Origin of the sequence: Stenotrophomonas maltophilia, from assembly GCF_006970445.1 — a bacterium.
GTDB lineage: Bacteria > Pseudomonadota > Gammaproteobacteria > Xanthomonadales > Xanthomonadaceae > Stenotrophomonas > Stenotrophomonas maltophilia_AU.
In genome coordinates this window covers 2,816,860-2,832,128 of sequence record NZ_CP033877.1, presented here as the reverse complement: position 1 = coordinate 2,832,128, position 15,269 = coordinate 2,816,860, and the positions used below count along the sequence as shown (strand labels likewise).

At 65.4% G+C, this 15,269-nt stretch carries 15 protein-coding genes; 10 read left to right on the top strand and 5 right to left on the bottom strand.

Annotated features, from left to right (window positions below; genetic code table 11):
• Nucleotides 1–11: 11 nt before the first annotated feature.
• Nucleotides 12–1,643: a peptidoglycan-binding domain-containing protein gene (locus tag EGM71_RS13095; RefSeq protein ID WP_188485278.1), complete on the top strand. Its 1,632-nt coding sequence runs from the start codon at nucleotides 12–14 to the stop codon at nucleotides 1,641–1,643.
• A 51-nt stretch (nucleotides 1,644–1,694) separates the two neighbouring features.
• Here the strand turns inward: EGM71_RS13095 and EGM71_RS13090 are convergent, their stop codons facing one another.
• Complete coding sequence (locus tag EGM71_RS13090) at nucleotides 1,695–2,684, bottom strand: zinc-dependent alcohol dehydrogenase family protein (RefSeq protein WP_188485277.1); 990 nt, start codon at nucleotides 2,682–2,684, stop codon at nucleotides 1,695–1,697.
• Nucleotides 2,685–2,802: 118 nt separating this feature from the next.
• Here EGM71_RS13090 and EGM71_RS13085 point away from each other — a divergent pair, with 118 nt between their 5' ends.
• Together EGM71_RS13085 and EGM71_RS13080 are read left to right on the top strand one after the other, a co-directional pair.
• Nucleotides 2,803–3,708: a LysR substrate-binding domain-containing protein gene (locus EGM71_RS13085; RefSeq protein ID WP_188485276.1), complete on the top strand. Its 906-nt coding sequence runs from the start codon at nucleotides 2,803–2,805 to the stop codon at nucleotides 3,706–3,708.
• A gap of 87 nt (nucleotides 3,709–3,795) precedes the next feature.
• The gene (locus EGM71_RS13080; protein WP_223224472.1) at nucleotides 3,796–4,269 is read left to right on the top strand and encodes a DUF4952 domain-containing protein; all 474 of its coding nucleotides are present in this window, start codon (nucleotides 3,796–3,798) and stop codon (nucleotides 4,267–4,269) included.
• Between the two features lie 25 nt (nucleotides 4,270–4,294).
• Here the strand turns inward: EGM71_RS13080 and EGM71_RS13075 are convergent, their stop codons facing one another.
• The 4 genes from EGM71_RS13075 to EGM71_RS13060 all read right to left on the bottom strand — a co-directional run bounded on the left by EGM71_RS13075 (nucleotide 4,295) and on the right by EGM71_RS13060 (nucleotide 7,478).
• Nucleotides 4,295–4,687 carry a DUF3037 domain-containing protein gene (locus EGM71_RS13075; RefSeq protein WP_005417377.1) on the bottom strand — a complete coding sequence of 131 codons (393 nt, stop codon included), beginning with the start codon at nucleotides 4,685–4,687 and terminating at the stop codon, nucleotides 4,295–4,297.
• Complete coding sequence (locus EGM71_RS13070; protein WP_032127695.1) at nucleotides 4,665–5,441, bottom strand: HipA family kinase; 777 nt, start codon at nucleotides 5,439–5,441, stop codon at nucleotides 4,665–4,667. Before EGM71_RS13070 ends, EGM71_RS13075 begins: the two co-directional genes overlap by 23 nt.
• A gap of 72 nt (nucleotides 5,442–5,513) precedes the next feature.
• Complete coding sequence (locus EGM71_RS13065) at nucleotides 5,514–6,959, bottom strand: XVIPCD domain-containing protein (protein ID WP_188485274.1); 1,446 nt, start codon at nucleotides 6,957–6,959, stop codon at nucleotides 5,514–5,516.
• Nucleotides 6,960–6,971: 12 nt separating this feature from the next.
• Nucleotides 6,972–7,478: a hypothetical protein gene (locus tag EGM71_RS13060; protein ID WP_223224471.1), complete on the bottom strand. Its 507-nt coding sequence runs from the start codon at nucleotides 7,476–7,478 to the stop codon at nucleotides 6,972–6,974.
• A gap of 575 nt (nucleotides 7,479–8,053) precedes the next feature.
• Here EGM71_RS13060 and EGM71_RS13055 point away from each other — a divergent pair.
• From EGM71_RS13055 to EGM71_RS13025, 7 genes are all read left to right on the top strand, one after another.
• The gene (locus EGM71_RS13055) at nucleotides 8,054–8,383 is read left to right on the top strand and encodes a hypothetical protein (RefSeq protein ID WP_138951927.1); all 330 of its coding nucleotides are present in this window, start codon (nucleotides 8,054–8,056) and stop codon (nucleotides 8,381–8,383) included.
• A gap of 165 nt (nucleotides 8,384–8,548) precedes the next feature.
• Entirely contained in the window at nucleotides 8,549–11,011 is a 2,463-nt protein-coding gene (locus EGM71_RS13050) for a S9 family peptidase (RefSeq protein ID WP_188485272.1), read from the top strand.
• 165 nt (nucleotides 11,012–11,176) lie between these two features.
• Nucleotides 11,177–11,968: a hypothetical protein gene (locus EGM71_RS13045; RefSeq protein ID WP_223224470.1), complete on the top strand. Its 792-nt coding sequence runs from the start codon at nucleotides 11,177–11,179 to the stop codon at nucleotides 11,966–11,968.
• A 159-nt stretch (nucleotides 11,969–12,127) separates the two neighbouring features.
• The gene (locus EGM71_RS13040; protein WP_188489844.1) at nucleotides 12,128–13,960 is read left to right on the top strand and encodes a M3 family metallopeptidase; all 1,833 of its coding nucleotides are present in this window, start codon (nucleotides 12,128–12,130) and stop codon (nucleotides 13,958–13,960) included.
• A 132-nt stretch (nucleotides 13,961–14,092) separates the two neighbouring features.
• Nucleotides 14,093–14,437, top strand: a complete 345-nt coding sequence (locus EGM71_RS13035; protein ID WP_188485270.1) for a helix-turn-helix domain-containing protein — start codon at nucleotides 14,093–14,095, stop codon at nucleotides 14,435–14,437.
• 205 nt (nucleotides 14,438–14,642) lie between these two features.
• On the top strand, nucleotides 14,643–14,933 hold the full coding sequence (locus EGM71_RS13030; protein WP_061480052.1) for a hypothetical protein: 291 nt from the start codon (nucleotides 14,643–14,645) through the stop codon (nucleotides 14,931–14,933).
• A gap of 22 nt (nucleotides 14,934–14,955) precedes the next feature.
• Nucleotides 14,956–15,258 (top strand): hypothetical protein, encoded by a 303-nt coding sequence (locus tag EGM71_RS13025; protein WP_064238831.1) that lies wholly within the window; start codon nucleotides 14,956–14,958, stop codon nucleotides 15,256–15,258.
• The last annotated feature ends 11 nt before the right edge of the window (nucleotides 15,259–15,269 follow it).

Below are 15,269 nucleotides of genomic sequence, written 5' to 3'. Positions count from 1 at the left end.
AGAGCTGAAGGATGAGCGAAGGCTATGGAAAAGGTGGGGTGGGCTTCGGCCTGACCCGGGACCAGTCCGTCGAGATGATCGTGCGTACCTGCATCGACAACGGCATTACCGACCATCGGCAGATTGCCTATGTGCTGGCCACGGCGCAGCACGAGTCGCGTGATTTCGCCGCGCCCGAGGAAGACTGGGGCAGGAAGCAGGCGGTGGATCTGCGCTACTTCGGCGGCGAGGAGTATTTCGGCCGGGGCTTTGCCCACCTCACCCACGTCAACAACTACGAGCGGCTGGGCGAGGCGCTGGGGATGGGGCGCGAGCTGGTCGAGCATCCGGAACGGGCCGCGCAGGCGGAGATCGCCACCAAGGTGCTGGTGGTGGGGATGCGCGATGGCATGTTCGGTGCGCGGCTGTCCGACAACGTCAACGCCAACCATGCCGACTACCGGCAGGCGCGGGCCTCGGTCAATGGCGGTGAGCTGAACAACGGCAGTCCGTATCCGGACGCCATCGCCACACTGGCCACTGGATGGGAATCCCAGGTTGCCGGCCTGGTCCAGCGTGTGCAGCAACCAGGCTTCCAGATGCCGGTGCCGACTTTCCAGGCGCCCGCCGGGGCGATGGATCTGCACCGGGGGGACGCCAACCAGCAGGTGCTGGAAGCGCAGCAGTACCTGCAGCGGTTGGACGTCCGCAACAACGCCAATGCCGCGATCAAGCCCGACGGTGATTTTGGCGCCTCCACAGAGCAGGCCGTGCGCCGCTTCCAGACCGAGCGGGGAATCAGCCCGGCCAATGGCCGCATCGACGATGCGCTGCTGGAACGCATGCGCAGCGACACGCTGGCGGTCGATCCGGACTTCAAGCGCCGGACGGTGACCGACCTGACCGGCCCGCTGGCCGACGGCAACCTTGGGCCCGGTGAGAAGGGCGAGCCGGTGTTCGAAATGCGCCGGCAGCTGGAGGCGTTGGGGTACCTGACCGAACCGAACCCACGTGCCGAGCGCGATGCGCGCACGTTTGATACCGGCATGCAGGCGGCCATGCGCAACTTCCAGCAGGACTATGGCCTGCCGCTGCGCCCCGGCGGCGTCATCGACGCGGATGCGCGCCTGCAGTTGAATGATGCCGCCGTCGCACGTGAGCATGCGCCGACCACCGAGTTCGACCGTGCGGAGAACTGGCCGCCGCAGCGTCCGCCCTATACGCGGGCGGAGTTCCAGCCGGAGCAGGTGCAGGCGCGGCAGCAGGCGGCGGCAAATCCACCGGTCGCTGGTCCGGCCACGCCGGAACCCGCTCCGCAGCCCAATGGCGTGGAATCGCTGTCGCCCAGGGACGCCGCGCTGTTCGAGCGCATCCGCCAGGGGGCACCTGGCACCATCGGCGACGAGCACGTCATGCAGGCAGTGCTGGAGTCAAAGCGCAATGGCATCGATGATGCCGCGCGCGTCGACCGGGTGATGATGGCCGGAGATCGCCTGTGGGTCGCCGGGTTGATTCCCGGCGAGCGCGCCAGCGTGGATACGGCGCAGCCCGCGCGCTCGATGGACGACACGGTGAACGATCTGTCGACCGACAACCGGCAGCGCGAACAGCAGATCGCCCTCGACAGCCGCCAGCATGAGAACCGCGGGCCATCAATGGCTTGAGCCTGCGGCAGCGACGTACCCGCTGTGGGTCCGTCGCTGCCGGCAAGGTGGTTACAGTGTTACCACGACCTTGCCGATCTGCTCGTTTGATTCCAGGTAGCGGTGTGCCTCCTGGATCTGCGCGAACGGAAACACCTTCGCGATCTTCGGCGCCAGCGTGCCCTTGTCCAGGCCGTCGACGATGAACGCCTTGGCACGTGCCAGCGCGGCATCGTCGGAGACGATTTCCGAGTACAGGTAGCCTTTCAGCGTCAGCGACTTGCCCAGCACGTTGAACAACGGGAACGGGGTGGGCTCGCTGCTCAGCGCACCGTACTCCAGCAGGATGCCGCCACGGGCCATCGCCTCGGTCAGTGGCACGAACTGCGGACCACCGATCGGGTCGAACACCACGCGGGCACCGGCACCGCCGGTGATGCGCGCCACTTCGGCTGCCAGGTCCTGCTCCTGGGTGGCGATGACATGGGCGGCACCGGCATCGAGCAAGGCCTGGCGCTTGCCCGGGCCTCGGGTCACCGCAATCGGCGTGGCACCCACAGCATTGGCGATCTGGATCGCGGCCAGGCCGACGCTGCTGCTGGCAGCGGTGATGATGACGAAATCCCCGGCGGCCAGCTGCGCCTGTTCCAGCAGTGCGCCCCAGGCGGTGACGTACTGCATCCACACCGCGGCCGCCATTTCGAAGTCCAGCGCCTGCGGGTGCTTGACCACCAGTCGTGCCGGCACGTTGGCCAGCTCGCCATAAGTGCCCCAGCGGGCGATATCCAGCGGCGGCACCACGCTCACCGCATCGCCAGCAGCGAATCCGCTCACCGCACTGCCGACCGCCTCGACCACGCCGGCCGCTTCGTAGCCCAGCCGGCTGGGGAACTGCGCCTCCTGCAGATAGGCGCCGTTGCGGAACATCACCTCGGCACGGTTCAGGCCGATGGCCTTGACCCGGATCTGGACCTCGTCGGCGGCGGGGGCGGGAACGTCGATATCGTCGATGCGCAGCACATCGGCGCTGCCATATTCGTGGATGCGGACAACCTGGCTCATGGGGGCTCCTGGGCAAGGCCGGCGCTGGGGCCGGCGGAAAGGTGAGGGCTACTGTGCGCGTGGCCTGCCTCCAGAATAAGGGGTAATCTGGCGTTTCATTGAAAACCAATTGTTTGCAATGGACCTGATCGTCCCCCTGCGTACCTTCGTCAAAGTGGCCGAGGTCGGCTCCTTCGCTGCTGCCGCCGATGCGCTGGACCTGTCGCCGCAGCTGGTCGGCAAACACGTGCAGTCGCTGGAACACCACCTGGGCGTGCGCCTGCTCAACCGCACCACGCGCAAGCAGAGCCTGACCGACTTCGGCCAGGCCTATCTGGCCCGGGCACGGGTGATCCTGGAGGAAGTGGAAGGTGCCGAGCAGCTGGCCGAAGTGGCGCGCGGACGGCCGATGGGGCGCCTGCGCATCAGTGCGCCGGTCACCTTCGGCGTGCATGCACTGGGGCCGGCGGTGGTGGCCTACCTGCAGCAGTACCCGGACGTGCAGGTTGATCTGAACCTGTCCAACAGCCTGGTGGACATCGTTGAGGACGGCTTTGATCTGGTGTTCCGCACCGGTGATCTGGCCGACAGTGGGCTGGTGGCGCGACGCCTGGGGCCGTATCCGCTGGTGCTGTGCGCATCGCCGGCATACCTGGCGGCGCGCCCGGCCATTGTCCATCCGGCCGATCTGAGTCGGCACGAGTGCCTGGGCTTCGCGCATTCGATCATCCGCACGCGCTGGAGCTTCCGCGATGTCGGCGGCAGCGTGCTGACCGTGCCGGTGTCCAGCCGCTTCATGGTCAACCAGGCCGAGCCGCTGCTGACGGCGGCTGTCGGTGGGCTGGGATTGATCCTGCAGCCCCATGAAATGCTCGCCGCCGCGCTGGCGCGTGGCGAACTGGTGGAAGTGCTGCCGGACTACGTGCCGGTGTCGACGTGGATCAACCTGGTGTATCCCCGCGACCGCCAGCTGACGCCCAAGCTGCGCAGTTTCCTGGACTTCTGTGTGGCGTGGTTCAACGAACAGACCATGGCCCGGCGATAGCGCGACCATCGGTTAGCATGGTTTCCATCTACCGCGAAGGATCGCATCCTCATGTCGCCTCCATGGCCGGAACGTCTCGCGCGTTTCATGCTGCCGGTACTGCCTGCATTGCTGTTCACCACCGGTTTGCTGGCTGCCGAAAATCCAGCACAGGCACTGGCGGAGTGGGAGGCGCATGGCCGTGCCGACGGCCTGGCCCGACCTGACGCGGTCTGCCAGGACTTCCTGCAGGCAATGGGACGCAAACCCGAAGGACTGGAATACATCGGCTGCAGTCAGGACGATGCGTCCTACATCAAGCCGATGGAAGCCCACTATCGGGTTGCGGGTGCCGGGGCAGCGAAGGTCGAAGCCTTCCTGCACGCAACGTTCGGCCTGCCTGCGTTGCGTTACGTCTGCTGTGGTTGGAGCAGCGGTGAACCCTATTACTGGCGCGAAGGTCCGGACGCGGTGAGGTACCAGATCGGCATGGGCGTGGAATCCCTGCCGCACGCGCGGAGCGAATGGCATCGCATCGAGGCATTCAATGTAACGGTTGAGGTGTTTCGCCAGAGTCCCTAGCGCCGATGCGGCGGACGCAGCCTTGTCATTCCGGCACGCGCACCATCTTCGTCATCAGGTGTTCCACCACGCCCGCAGGATCGGCGGTGCGGCCGACATGCGTGCTCGACATCTGCACAACCGAACTGCGCTTGGCGGTAAGGAAGTGGAAGCGGGCGCGCGCGGGCAGCTGTGCGATCGGTCCGGCGCTGGCGTCACCACGGCAGATGGCCACGATCGCATCCAGCCACGGTTGCAACGCATCCTGATCAAGCGCTGGAGCGAACGCGTGCAGGCGTGCCGGATCGATCTCGATGGCCGCTTCCAGATGGCGCGCGCCAGGGCAGGAGACGATCACCCCGACGTTGATGAATTCCTCGCGTTCCACCCGCGGCACGACGCGGATGACCGCATAGTCATACGTGTGCAGCGTGGGCACGGATGGCCTCCTGCACGAACACCGCACGCACTTTCAGGCGGTGCTTGAGATAGTTGATATAGCCCTGGCGATAGGCCTGTGGGCTGTCGAACGCCGGCTCGTTGACCAGCCAGCTGTCCGGCACCAGGCCGACGATGCGCTCGATCTCGGCATCGGTCAGGCGGGCGGCCAGCTCGGCATCGACCTCGGCGATGCGGCTGGCGAACGACAGCAGCACGTGGTCGCGGATCAGCACGAACGGCTTTTCGCAGGCATCGCCGGCGTTGGCCCAGTCGTGGTGGAAATACATCGCCGCGCCATGGTCGATCAGGTACAGCTTGCGGTGCCATACCATCAGGTTGGGGTTGCGGGTGGTGCGATCGACATTGCTGGTGAATGCATCGAACCAGACGATGCGCGAGGCCAGGTCGGCATCCACCGGCATCGCTGCCGGATCGTAATTGATCGCACCGGGCAGGTAGTCCAGGCCCAGGTTCAGGCCCTCGCTGGCGCGGATCAGCTCCTGGATCTCCGGGTCAGGCTCGGTGCGGGCGAACTCGCGATCCAGCTCGACGAACAGGATTTCCGGAATCGGCAGGCCCAGCGTGCGTGCCATCTCGCCGGCGATCAGCTCGGCGATCAACGCCTTCGGACCCTGGCCAGCGCCACGGAATTTCAGCACGGCCATGCCGTCGTCGTCGGTCTCGACCACGGCGGGCAGGGAGCCGCCTTCCCGTAACGGGGTGATGTAGCGGAGGGCATGTACGGTGCGCATGGACGCATTCTAGCGTGCTGCCGGGACGGGAGCGCCGGGCGATGCCGCGGCGGCTCCCTGCCATCTGCCCCCTCAGTGCGACAACGCGCTGCGCTGCTGTTCCTGCACCTGGGTGCGGGTCTGTTCCTGCGAGGCCTGCTCGGCCTGCCGCTGGTTGACCACGGCCAGACTGTCCAGGCTTTCCTGCACAGGGCGCTGCGCCGCTTCTGCGGTGGGCGAGTGTGCGCGCAGCGAGGACGGATCATCCAGCGCCCCTTTCACCACGAAGATGTTCTGCGCAGCACCCGCACCCTCCGTCTGCCGGCTGAGCACCACGTGGTCCACCCGGTCCAGCCCGTTCTCGCGGGCCAGCACCAGCAGGCTGGCACTCAGGCGTTCGCTGGACGCATCGAAGCTGCGCCCGTTGGCGGCATCCAGTTCTGCAACCTTGCCGCGGATCTGCTCATGCAGGAAACGGTCACGCGCTTCCACAAGCGAAACCGGGATGTCGGCACCCATCGGCTGTAGCGGCGTGTTGACGGGGGGCTTCGCAGTGATCGGCAGGTGGACGTGCGTATCGACGGTGTGATCGAAGTAGTGCAGCGTGGACGGTGAAGTGCTGGTGTCGAAGTAGGGTTGGCGCGGGGGCGAAGCCTCGCCGAAGTCCAGGCCGTTCTGCTCCAGCAGGCTTTCCTGCAGGCCCAGCTTCTGCATGTTGACCTCCATCCGGCTGATGCCGTCCGGCGCCGGATTGACCGCCTCGTACTGGCAGGCGAGGCTGATGGCGTAGGCACCGTAGTAGTTCTGGTAATCCGAATTGCTGTTGTGGCCCAGTTGTGAGCTCACGCCCTCGTCGTAGTAGTGCTTGCCCATGCCTTCGATGTTGGCCGCCGTGGCGGTCATGCTCAGATCATCGTTGAGCGTCAGGTCGGGATGCGCGGCATAGGTGATCGGCGGACCCGGCTGCAGGCTCACGAACTGTTTCGAGCGTGTGCTGGCGTCGTACAGGTCCCCCAGCGTGGCGTCCGGTTTCGCAGTCTGGACCCGGCTTGCCAGGGCGTTCCAGCCCTCGATGTTGGCCGAGGCCTCATCGCGCCGGTTGGCGGCCAACAGGGTGCCGATCGCCTCGGTGTAGTCATGACCGGTGGGGCGACCGGCAACCTCCATCAGATCGTCGTCGAACTGCTCCAGGGCACGCGTGGTCTCGGCGTGATTGAACCCATGCTGGATCTCGTGGCCCAGCACGAAGGTCAGGTCTGCCGCATCCAGCTTGTCCGGCGCGGCGGGCGTGGTCAGCGCCGATGCGGGCAGCGCGATCGCCTTCGTATCCCCAAGGTAGGTGCCGCCCGCGCTGGTATCCGCCGGCTGCAGTTCGAAGTGCTTCAGGTGGCCTGCCGCGATGGCAGCGTCCACCTGTTTTGCCAGCACCGGGGACTCGACGATGATCCGGCGCAGGTTGTCGACCTGGTCGGTGGTGACGTCGGTCTTGCCCGCGAATTCGCCCAGCAGGCGTTCCGTTTCTGCTGAAAGGGTCGTCATGGATGTCTCCCCTTACTGCACGGTCACGAGACGCACGCAGGCATGCGTGGCGTCGCCGGCGGTGTTGGGGTTCTCTGGCATCGTGTCGACCTTGATGCTCAGTTGCGGTCGATTGAAGCGCTCATGGATCACCCGGCCGTGTTCGCCGCGCACCGTCTCGCGCTTGAAACCCGCCGCTTCCAGCGCCGAGGCGACGTGATTGAAGTCGATCTTGCAGATGGCCGCGGCTGAGGCCCTGCGGTCGGCGCTGGTGTCGATGAAGTTCAGGTCCAGGCGTGCATCGGCTGCGCCGGCGCGCTTCACTTCCAGGCCATAGCCCCATTCCGGGGTCAGCGTGCCGCCGTAGCCGAAGTGCCCGGGGCCGAAGGTCTGCGCCGGTGCCTGCATTGCGGCAGACAGGCGTTCGACGGTCAGGTCGCGGGTGGAGGTCGTGGCCTTGATCAGGTCCAGCAGGCGCAGCAACAGCTGCTCGGCATCAAGCGGAGAAGGCGGGGCGGTCTCGGATATGGAGGGGGCCATGGTGTCGGTTCCTTGAGAAGTCGGCGTGCGGTCGGCGGCATGTGCGCAGGCGCAGAGCGTGGCCACAGACAAAGCGATGGTCCACGGTCGTATGAATGCGTACCGGGGCATGTGCGTTCCTTGCAGGTTGAAGGCTGACCCTAGGGCTCGCCGGATGAAGCAGAGGTTAAGCGCAATTGATCCGAACGAAAACGGCAGGGAAGAGAAACTGCGGCGCAGTCTTCACTTCGCCCTTCCGTTGCCGGTGGCAGCATCGGCCTCAATGGAGCATTCCACCCGCGTGTAACCTTCAACGGGAGGCTGTCATGCCGCTACAGCACAGCTGTCACGCATCATCCTGCACGCTATGCAACGCGTGGTGTTGACCCTGGCCTGATACGGTCACTCTGCCGGCAAGGATGGCCGCCGTACGCACCAGTTGCCCACACCCATCCTCGCGGAACCGGCATCGAATGCCGGCGCTGCGATTGCCCTGGATACCCGCTTTCAATGCGCTCCTTTCGATGCCGCCGGTGACCACCGCGCGCGGAAGGTGCCTTGTCCACGATGTTCCTGCAGGCCTTGGAGGTGCACCGATGAACGACGAATTCACTCCTATGCTGCCGACCCTGGATGATGCCAAGGTCGAGGAAATGATCGGCAAGCTGGTGCTGGTCGGCGTGACCCGCTATGGCGGTGATGGCCAGGTGCAGGGGCTGGAACAGTACGCGGGTACGGTGTTGCGCATCAGCGCCGTGGAGGGCGTGGTACTGGCCGATGAGCGTGATGGCCACGAGCGCTACCTGCCGCCGATGCTCGACCAGTACCTGCCCGCCGAGCCCGGTGAGTACCGCATGCGCAACAGCGGCATGATCGTGGTCGACCCGGACTACCTGGCCACCTGGGACCTGCATGCCCAGCAGTAGTACCCGGCCACGCTTGGCAGGTGCCGGCCGGCGGCGCCTGCCTGTGCGGCACCACTTTGCCCCATCCGGCCACTAGTCCTTCCGGCCCATTCACGACAACCCCTGCGGTGCTAGATTCGGGTCCATGCCCGATTCCGGGTACCCATTCACACCCAGGGGATAAGGATGCTGATCCGTCGAACCTCTCTGGCGGCGGCTGTTGCCGTTGCCACCGTCGGCCTGTTGGCCGCTGGCCCGGCGCTTGCTGACTACGCCAAGCCGCCGGAACACCTGCTCAAGGTGCTGAAGGCACCGCCGCCGCCGGCGCCGAACGTGGCCCCGGGCGGCCAGCGCCTGCTGCTGACCACTGCGCAGACCTACCCCTCGATCAGCCGCGTCGCCCAGCCCTACCTGAAGCTGGCCGGCGTGCGCCTGGAACCGAAGAACCGCAGTCGCCATGACACCCCTGGTGGCTACGGCATTCCGGCCTGCGTGGCCGACTTCACCCTGGTTGATATCGGCAGTGGCAAGGAAACCAAGGTCAACCTGCCGCAGGGCTGCGCCACCGGCGCGCTGTGGTCGGCCGATGGCAGCCACTTTGCCTTCCAGAACGCGGTCGATACCAGCGTGCAGCTGTGGGTGGGCGATGCCGCCACCGGCCAGGTGAAGCAGGTGCCGAACGTGCAGCTGAACCCGATCTTCGGCAACACCGTGCAGTGGCTGGGAAGCAGCCAGAACCTGCTGGTGAAGCTGGTCCCGGCCAACCAGGGCCCGGCGCCGTCCAACGGTGGCGTGCCGACCGGTCCGGATGCGCAGGAGTCGCTGGGCAGCAGTGGCGAGAGCAGCACCTACGAAGCCCGTGACACGCTGACCAGCGTGCATGACGAAAAGCTGTTCGCTTACTACGGCGCCTCGCAGCTGGCCGTGGTCGACACTGCCGCGGGCAGCGTGCGCCCGGTCGGGCAGCCGGCACTGTTCAATGAAGTCAGCGCCGCGCCCGATGGCGTGCATGTGCTGACCGAGTCGATCAAGGCACCGTACTCGCATGCCGTGACCTACCAGCGCTTCGCCAATGATGTGGCGGTGTTGGATATCAGCAACGGCCGCAGCACGCCGATCGCCAGCCTGCCGCTGGCCGACCGCGTGCCGGTGCACGGCGTACCGGAAGGCCCGCGCGGTTTCGACTGGCGTGCCACCGATCCGGCGACCCTGGTCTATGCCGAAGCGCTGGACAAGGGTGACTGGAAGGTCAGCGTGCCGCATCGCGATCGCGTGCTGATGCTGAAGGCGCCGTTCAACGGCAAGCCGGTCGAGATCACCCGGACTGCACAGCGCTTCGAAGGCTTCGCGTGGACCGCCGATCCTGCCGTGGCGTTCCAGTACGAGAATGACGAGAACCGCCACTGGATGCAGACCCGCATCGTCGATGTGGACCAGCCGAAGAAGGCAGGCCGCCTGCTGTGGGACATGTCCAGCGATGAGCTGTACGGCAACCCCGGCAACCTGGTCTTCACCCGTCTGCCGAATGGCGCGCAGGTCGTGCGTCAGGACGGCAACCACGTGTTCCTCAGCGGCCGTGGCGCCTCGCCGCAGGGCGATCGTCCGTTCCTGGACCGCCTGGACCTGGGCACGCTGAAGAGTGAGCGCCTGTTCCGCAGCAGTGCCGACGCCTACGAACAGTTCCTCGGTTTCAGCAACACGGCGGGCCGCTACCTGACCTGGCACCAGTCGGTGATCGATCCGCCGAATGCCTTCATCCGCCAGCAGGGTGAGGCGGTGGCCGATGCGAAGACCGGCGAGGCGCAGTTCGCATCCACCGCGACTGCGCTGACCAAGCTGGTCGACCCGACCCCGGAAGTGCGCCAGATCAAGAAGCAGCTGGTGACCTACAAGCGCGCCGACGGCGTGGACCTGTCGTTCACCCTGTACACGCCGCCGGGCTACAAGGAAGGCCAGCGCGTGCCGGCGATCCTGTACGCCTATCCGGCCGACTTCGCCAACGCCGCGCAGGCGGGGCAGGGGTCCGGTTCGCAGCAGACCTTCACCCGCCTGCAGCCGTACCGCCTGATGCTGCTGGCCGGCTACGCGATCATCGACAACGCCTCGTTCCCGATCGTGGGTGACCCGAAGAACGCCTACGACACCTACCTGGAGCAGCTGGAAGCCGATGCCAAGGCGGCGGTGGACAAGGCCGTGGACATGGGCGTGGTCGACCGCAACCGCATCGGCGTGACCGGCCACAGCCATGGTGGCCTGATGACCGCCAACCTGATCGCGCACACGAAGCTGTTCAAGGCCGGTGTGGCGACCAGTGGTTCGTACAACAAGACCTTTACGCCGTTCGGCTTCCAGAACGAGCGTCGCTCGGTGTGGCAGGCGCAGGATGTGTACCTGAAGGCCTCGCCGTTCTTCTATGCCGACAAGATCAAGCTGCCGCTGCTGCTGGTCCACGGCGAGGACGACGCCAACCCGGGCACCGAGCCGTTCCAGTCGCGCAAGCTGTACCAGGCGATCCGCGGCAACGGTGGTACCACGCGTCTGGTGATGCTGCCGAACGAGCCGCACTGGTACACCGCGCTGGAATCGAACGAGCAGCTGGTGTCGGAAATGCTGAACTGGTTCGACACCTACGTGAAGAACGTCAAGTGAAGAACGCCAAGGCCGCCTCCGGGCGGCCTTGCCGTATCGGAGGAGGGAGGCAGCCCCTGCGCGTTGAATTCGTCGCACATTGACAGAGAGTCAGCTCCTTTCGGATGATCGCCGCGTCAGGCAGCATCCAGGAGCGGCATGCGGGATCGGGAACGATGGATTGTCATGGATGGCCCGGCACGGAGGGCATTGGGGGTTGTGCTGCTTGTGTCACTGGCCGGTTGCGGACGCAGTGAAGCCGAGCGGGCCAAGGAAAGGTTGACGGGGGTCATCGGTGGTACTGCACTGAATGCCAGAGCCCAGACGGTCTGGATCTGGGAGGCTGACCGGGAAGCTGATGGCCATGGCATCACGCCATGCGGGCCGACCCTGCGCAGTGCGACCTTCCTGTTGCGTTGGCCCGAGATGGCTCCTCGTACGAAAGCCAACCGCGACGATTACAACACCCATTACTCCGGTGGGACGGGTGATTCACAGTGGATCGAGATTGGGATGTCTCAAGGGGGACCGGGGGAGATCGTCTCGTTGCAGGGGACGCGGGAGCGTGCGCTCGGTCGTGATCCGGCATGGAGGATGCCATACCAGGTTTCGTTCGAGTTCGGATGGGATGAGACCCTGGGACTTGAGACGGCACGGCCCAGCGTTTCCGAGTCCAGGAGCTACAATTGGAATCGGATCAATTACTCCGATACCTTCGCGACCGGGGCAATGCCCAACGTGCTGATTCGCTGCATGACCGGGCCGCAGTACCGACCTCCGCACTGGACGCCGCTCTGCGAGGCGACGCTGGAAGACGCCCATCTGAAGCAGGTCCACCTGAGCATCAGGTATCGTCAGAACCTGCTGCCACACTGGCGCGATATCGAGCGTGATGTCCGCCAGTTCCTGCGGAGCGTCCAGAGGGAATGCCCGGTGCCGGCCCACGGGCCTGGCACCGCAGCGGAAGCAGCGGCCTGATCGCCTGTTCCGCCCGGCCTGCATTGCGCAGCGGTTCGTGAAGCGGCAGGAGCCGGGCAGGACAGCGCAGAGGCGGTGCAGCGCGAAGCCACCTGCCATGCTGCATCCGGGTCAACCCAGGCTGATAAGCTGGGAGTGGAAACAGACCAGGAGACATCGATGCATCGCAATGGGATGCGCGCCATCACTTTCGTCATCGCGACGCTGTTGGCCGGGATGGCGCACGGAGTGGAAGCGCAGGCCCTGCGGGCAGATGACCGCAGCTACTTTGGCAGCGCCTCCGTTGAACGTGAGGCATGGCAGAACCTTGAGCGCAGGACCCTTGCCCTCAAGGCCCTTCATGCGCCGCCAGACGTGAGGTTCCAGCAGGCCGAACAGCTGTATGGCGAGTGCCTCCGGCACCATGGCTACCTGCATCTTCAGGCCGCGCGCAATGCCGATGATGCCCGGCTGGCCAACACCCAGGGCGAAGTCGCCAGCACATGTGGACGCATCGCGGCGATTGCCAAGCAGGCGTTGCGTGATGCGCCCGCGCACGCTGCCTGGATCGGACCGCATGCCGACCTGCGCGAACGGGCGTTGCAGGAGGATGTGCAGCCGGCCAATGCAGCGCTGGTGGATGCGGTCGACACGTTGGCTGACCCGGCGCTGGACACCTTCGGGCGTCTGCACCGGCAGCTGCTGCAGTCGGCGTCCTTTGAGCGCTTCGAACATGAAGGCCGCACGCTCGACAGCCGCACAGACGCGCGAGCCCTTTCCCGCCTGCCGGACCGTTCAGTGCGCGAAGCGGCATGGCGTGCCTACTGGCAGGGAATGGCGTCGCGGCGCAGCGAAATGGCAACGGTGCTGCTGGGCCTGGTCCGCCTCAACGAGCATGCGTCGGAACTGCAGGGCGATGGAACTGCGCCTGACCGCAGCTACCGGCACATGGGCCTGGATCAGGCCGCCGTCGACGCGACACTGGCGGCGGTAGCGCGCCACGCGCCGCTGCGACGGAACTATCAGCAGATGCAGTTGACCCATCTTGAGCGCATGGGCCAGGCCTCTCCACAGATCTGGGACATGGACCTGCCTGATGCGGGCTATATCCCTCCGCCACTTGACCTGGCGCAGTTGCGTGATGCGGCGGCGGCATCAATGCAGGTGCTAGGGCCGGATTACGTGACAGGGCTGCGTGCGCTGCTCGATCCTGCGGGCGGACGCATGGATCTGGGCGGATCGGCAGGGCGGCGCGCGATGGATGCGTTTTCGATCAGCGCCCCCGGCGTGCCTTCGTTGCTGTTCGTTGGCCATCGCCAGGGCGATCTGGAGGGGGATGTCCAGATCGCTCACGAAGCCGGCCATGCCATGCATGGCCAGTGGATGCAGCGCGGCGGCGCATCATCATTCCAGCGCAACGGCAACAAGTGGTTGACCGAGGCCTTCGCCATCTACAACGAACTGAAGTTCCGCGATCAGCTCTACCGGCAGGCCAGTGATCCACGCGCCAAGGCGTATTACCTGAAGTCGTTGCTCGATGACATCATCCTGCAGCTGTTCGTATCGTCTGAAGAGGCCGATCTGGAACAGTCCATCTATCAGGAAGTGGCCGCTGATGAGATTGGCAACGCAGACGCGCTTGATGCGCTGACGATGAAGGTGCTGGGCAGGTATGGGGGCGCATCGGAGCAGTATCCCGAGCTGCGCAGCACCTGGGTATCCAAGCGGCTGATGTATGAGGATCCCCTTTATCTGGCCAACTACCTGTATGCCGGACTGATTGCGGTGCAGCTCTTCGCACAGGACCAGCAGGATCCGGAGGGATTCAGGGAGCGCTACCTGGCAGTCCTGGGCGAGGGGTTTGATCGCCCGCCGCAGCAGCAGGTCGAGCAGTTGCTGAATGCGAAGCCCGACTGGTCACGCCTGGTCGAGGAGGATCTGGGCGTTTTCCAGCAGTACCTGGCGCAGCTGCAGGGACTGCATGCGGAAATCGAGCGCCAGCGCGGTCGCTGAACAGGCGACGGACGGATGCAGGCTTCACAGAACGCGTCGCATCTGCGTTGACTCGCCCTGGATCATGTTTGACACTCGGGGTTCCTGCCCGTCCTTGGACTTCATGGGTAGATCAGGGAGTTTCGCCGCCCCATGGATGTCAGCACGATCTCTTCACGAATCAGATTGGCCCGCGCCAACTGTGGTTTGTCACAGACCGAAATGGCACGCCGCCTCGGCGTGAACCGTGCCACTGTCGCGCATTGGGAGCGTGAGGAAGGATTCACGCCCACGCTCGACCACCTGCACAGGATGAGCGGGGCGCTGGGTGTGGACTTTGCCTGGCTGGCCCAGGGGGAAACCCCTCCCGCCGAACCCGCGGTGCGCGGGTCCAGGGCAAGACTGGAAGAGAAGATGGTCGAGCTCTCCAAGCACCTGCCGGTATCGTTCCTTGCGAGCGTTGTGGCGCTGATGGAAAACGCCGAAACCTATCTCTGATCCAGCACCGGCAGCGTCGTGCTGCCAGGCGGTCGCGCGGTGCGACAGGCCTGTACCTTCGCCGATGCTGTGCAGCGCACAGCAGAGCGTTTGCTCCCCTTCTCCGACACTGGCATTAATCGATCGCGGTCCGACGTTCGTGCACGACGGACGGAGCGCGACTCGTAGTTGCCTGAAAGTCCATCACTCTGGAGAAAGGTTAGTTATGAGCAATCGCATCAAAACCACCGCGCTTTCCTCGCTTACCCTGATCATTGCCGGCGCTGCGGGCACCGCAGGCGCAGCAGCACTTCCGGCACCGGCCGAGCAGGGCCTGCAGTCGGCCACCGCGATCAACGCCGATCTGGATGCGCTGCGCATGTCCGAGTTCGCGGAACTGCAGGGCATCGCGCTCGCCGGCGGGCACCACTCCGATTCCATCGGTTCCCATCATCATCACGACGCCGTGCCCGAGGAACAGGCGCAGGGCCTGTCCAACGCGCGTTTCGACGTCTGAGTCAGTCAAAGGGAGCAACATCATGAAGGACAACCGCAACATGCCCAAGGCGCTGTCGGCGCTGACGCTGCTGGTGATCGGAAGCGCTTCAGCAGGTGCCGTGATGGCAAGCGAGGCTCCGGTGGCATCCAGCGCACTGGACCAGGCCACCGCAATCGTGAGCCTGGACGACCTGGCCATGGCCGAGTTCCAGGCCAACGCGCGCGCCAACAACCTGGAAGCGCTGGCCACCGGCCACCACGACGATTCGATTGGTTCGCACCATCATCACGATATCGTCAAGGAGCCGGAGTTGAACGTGGAAGCCACGCGCTTCAACGTCTGACCTGTCGGCCT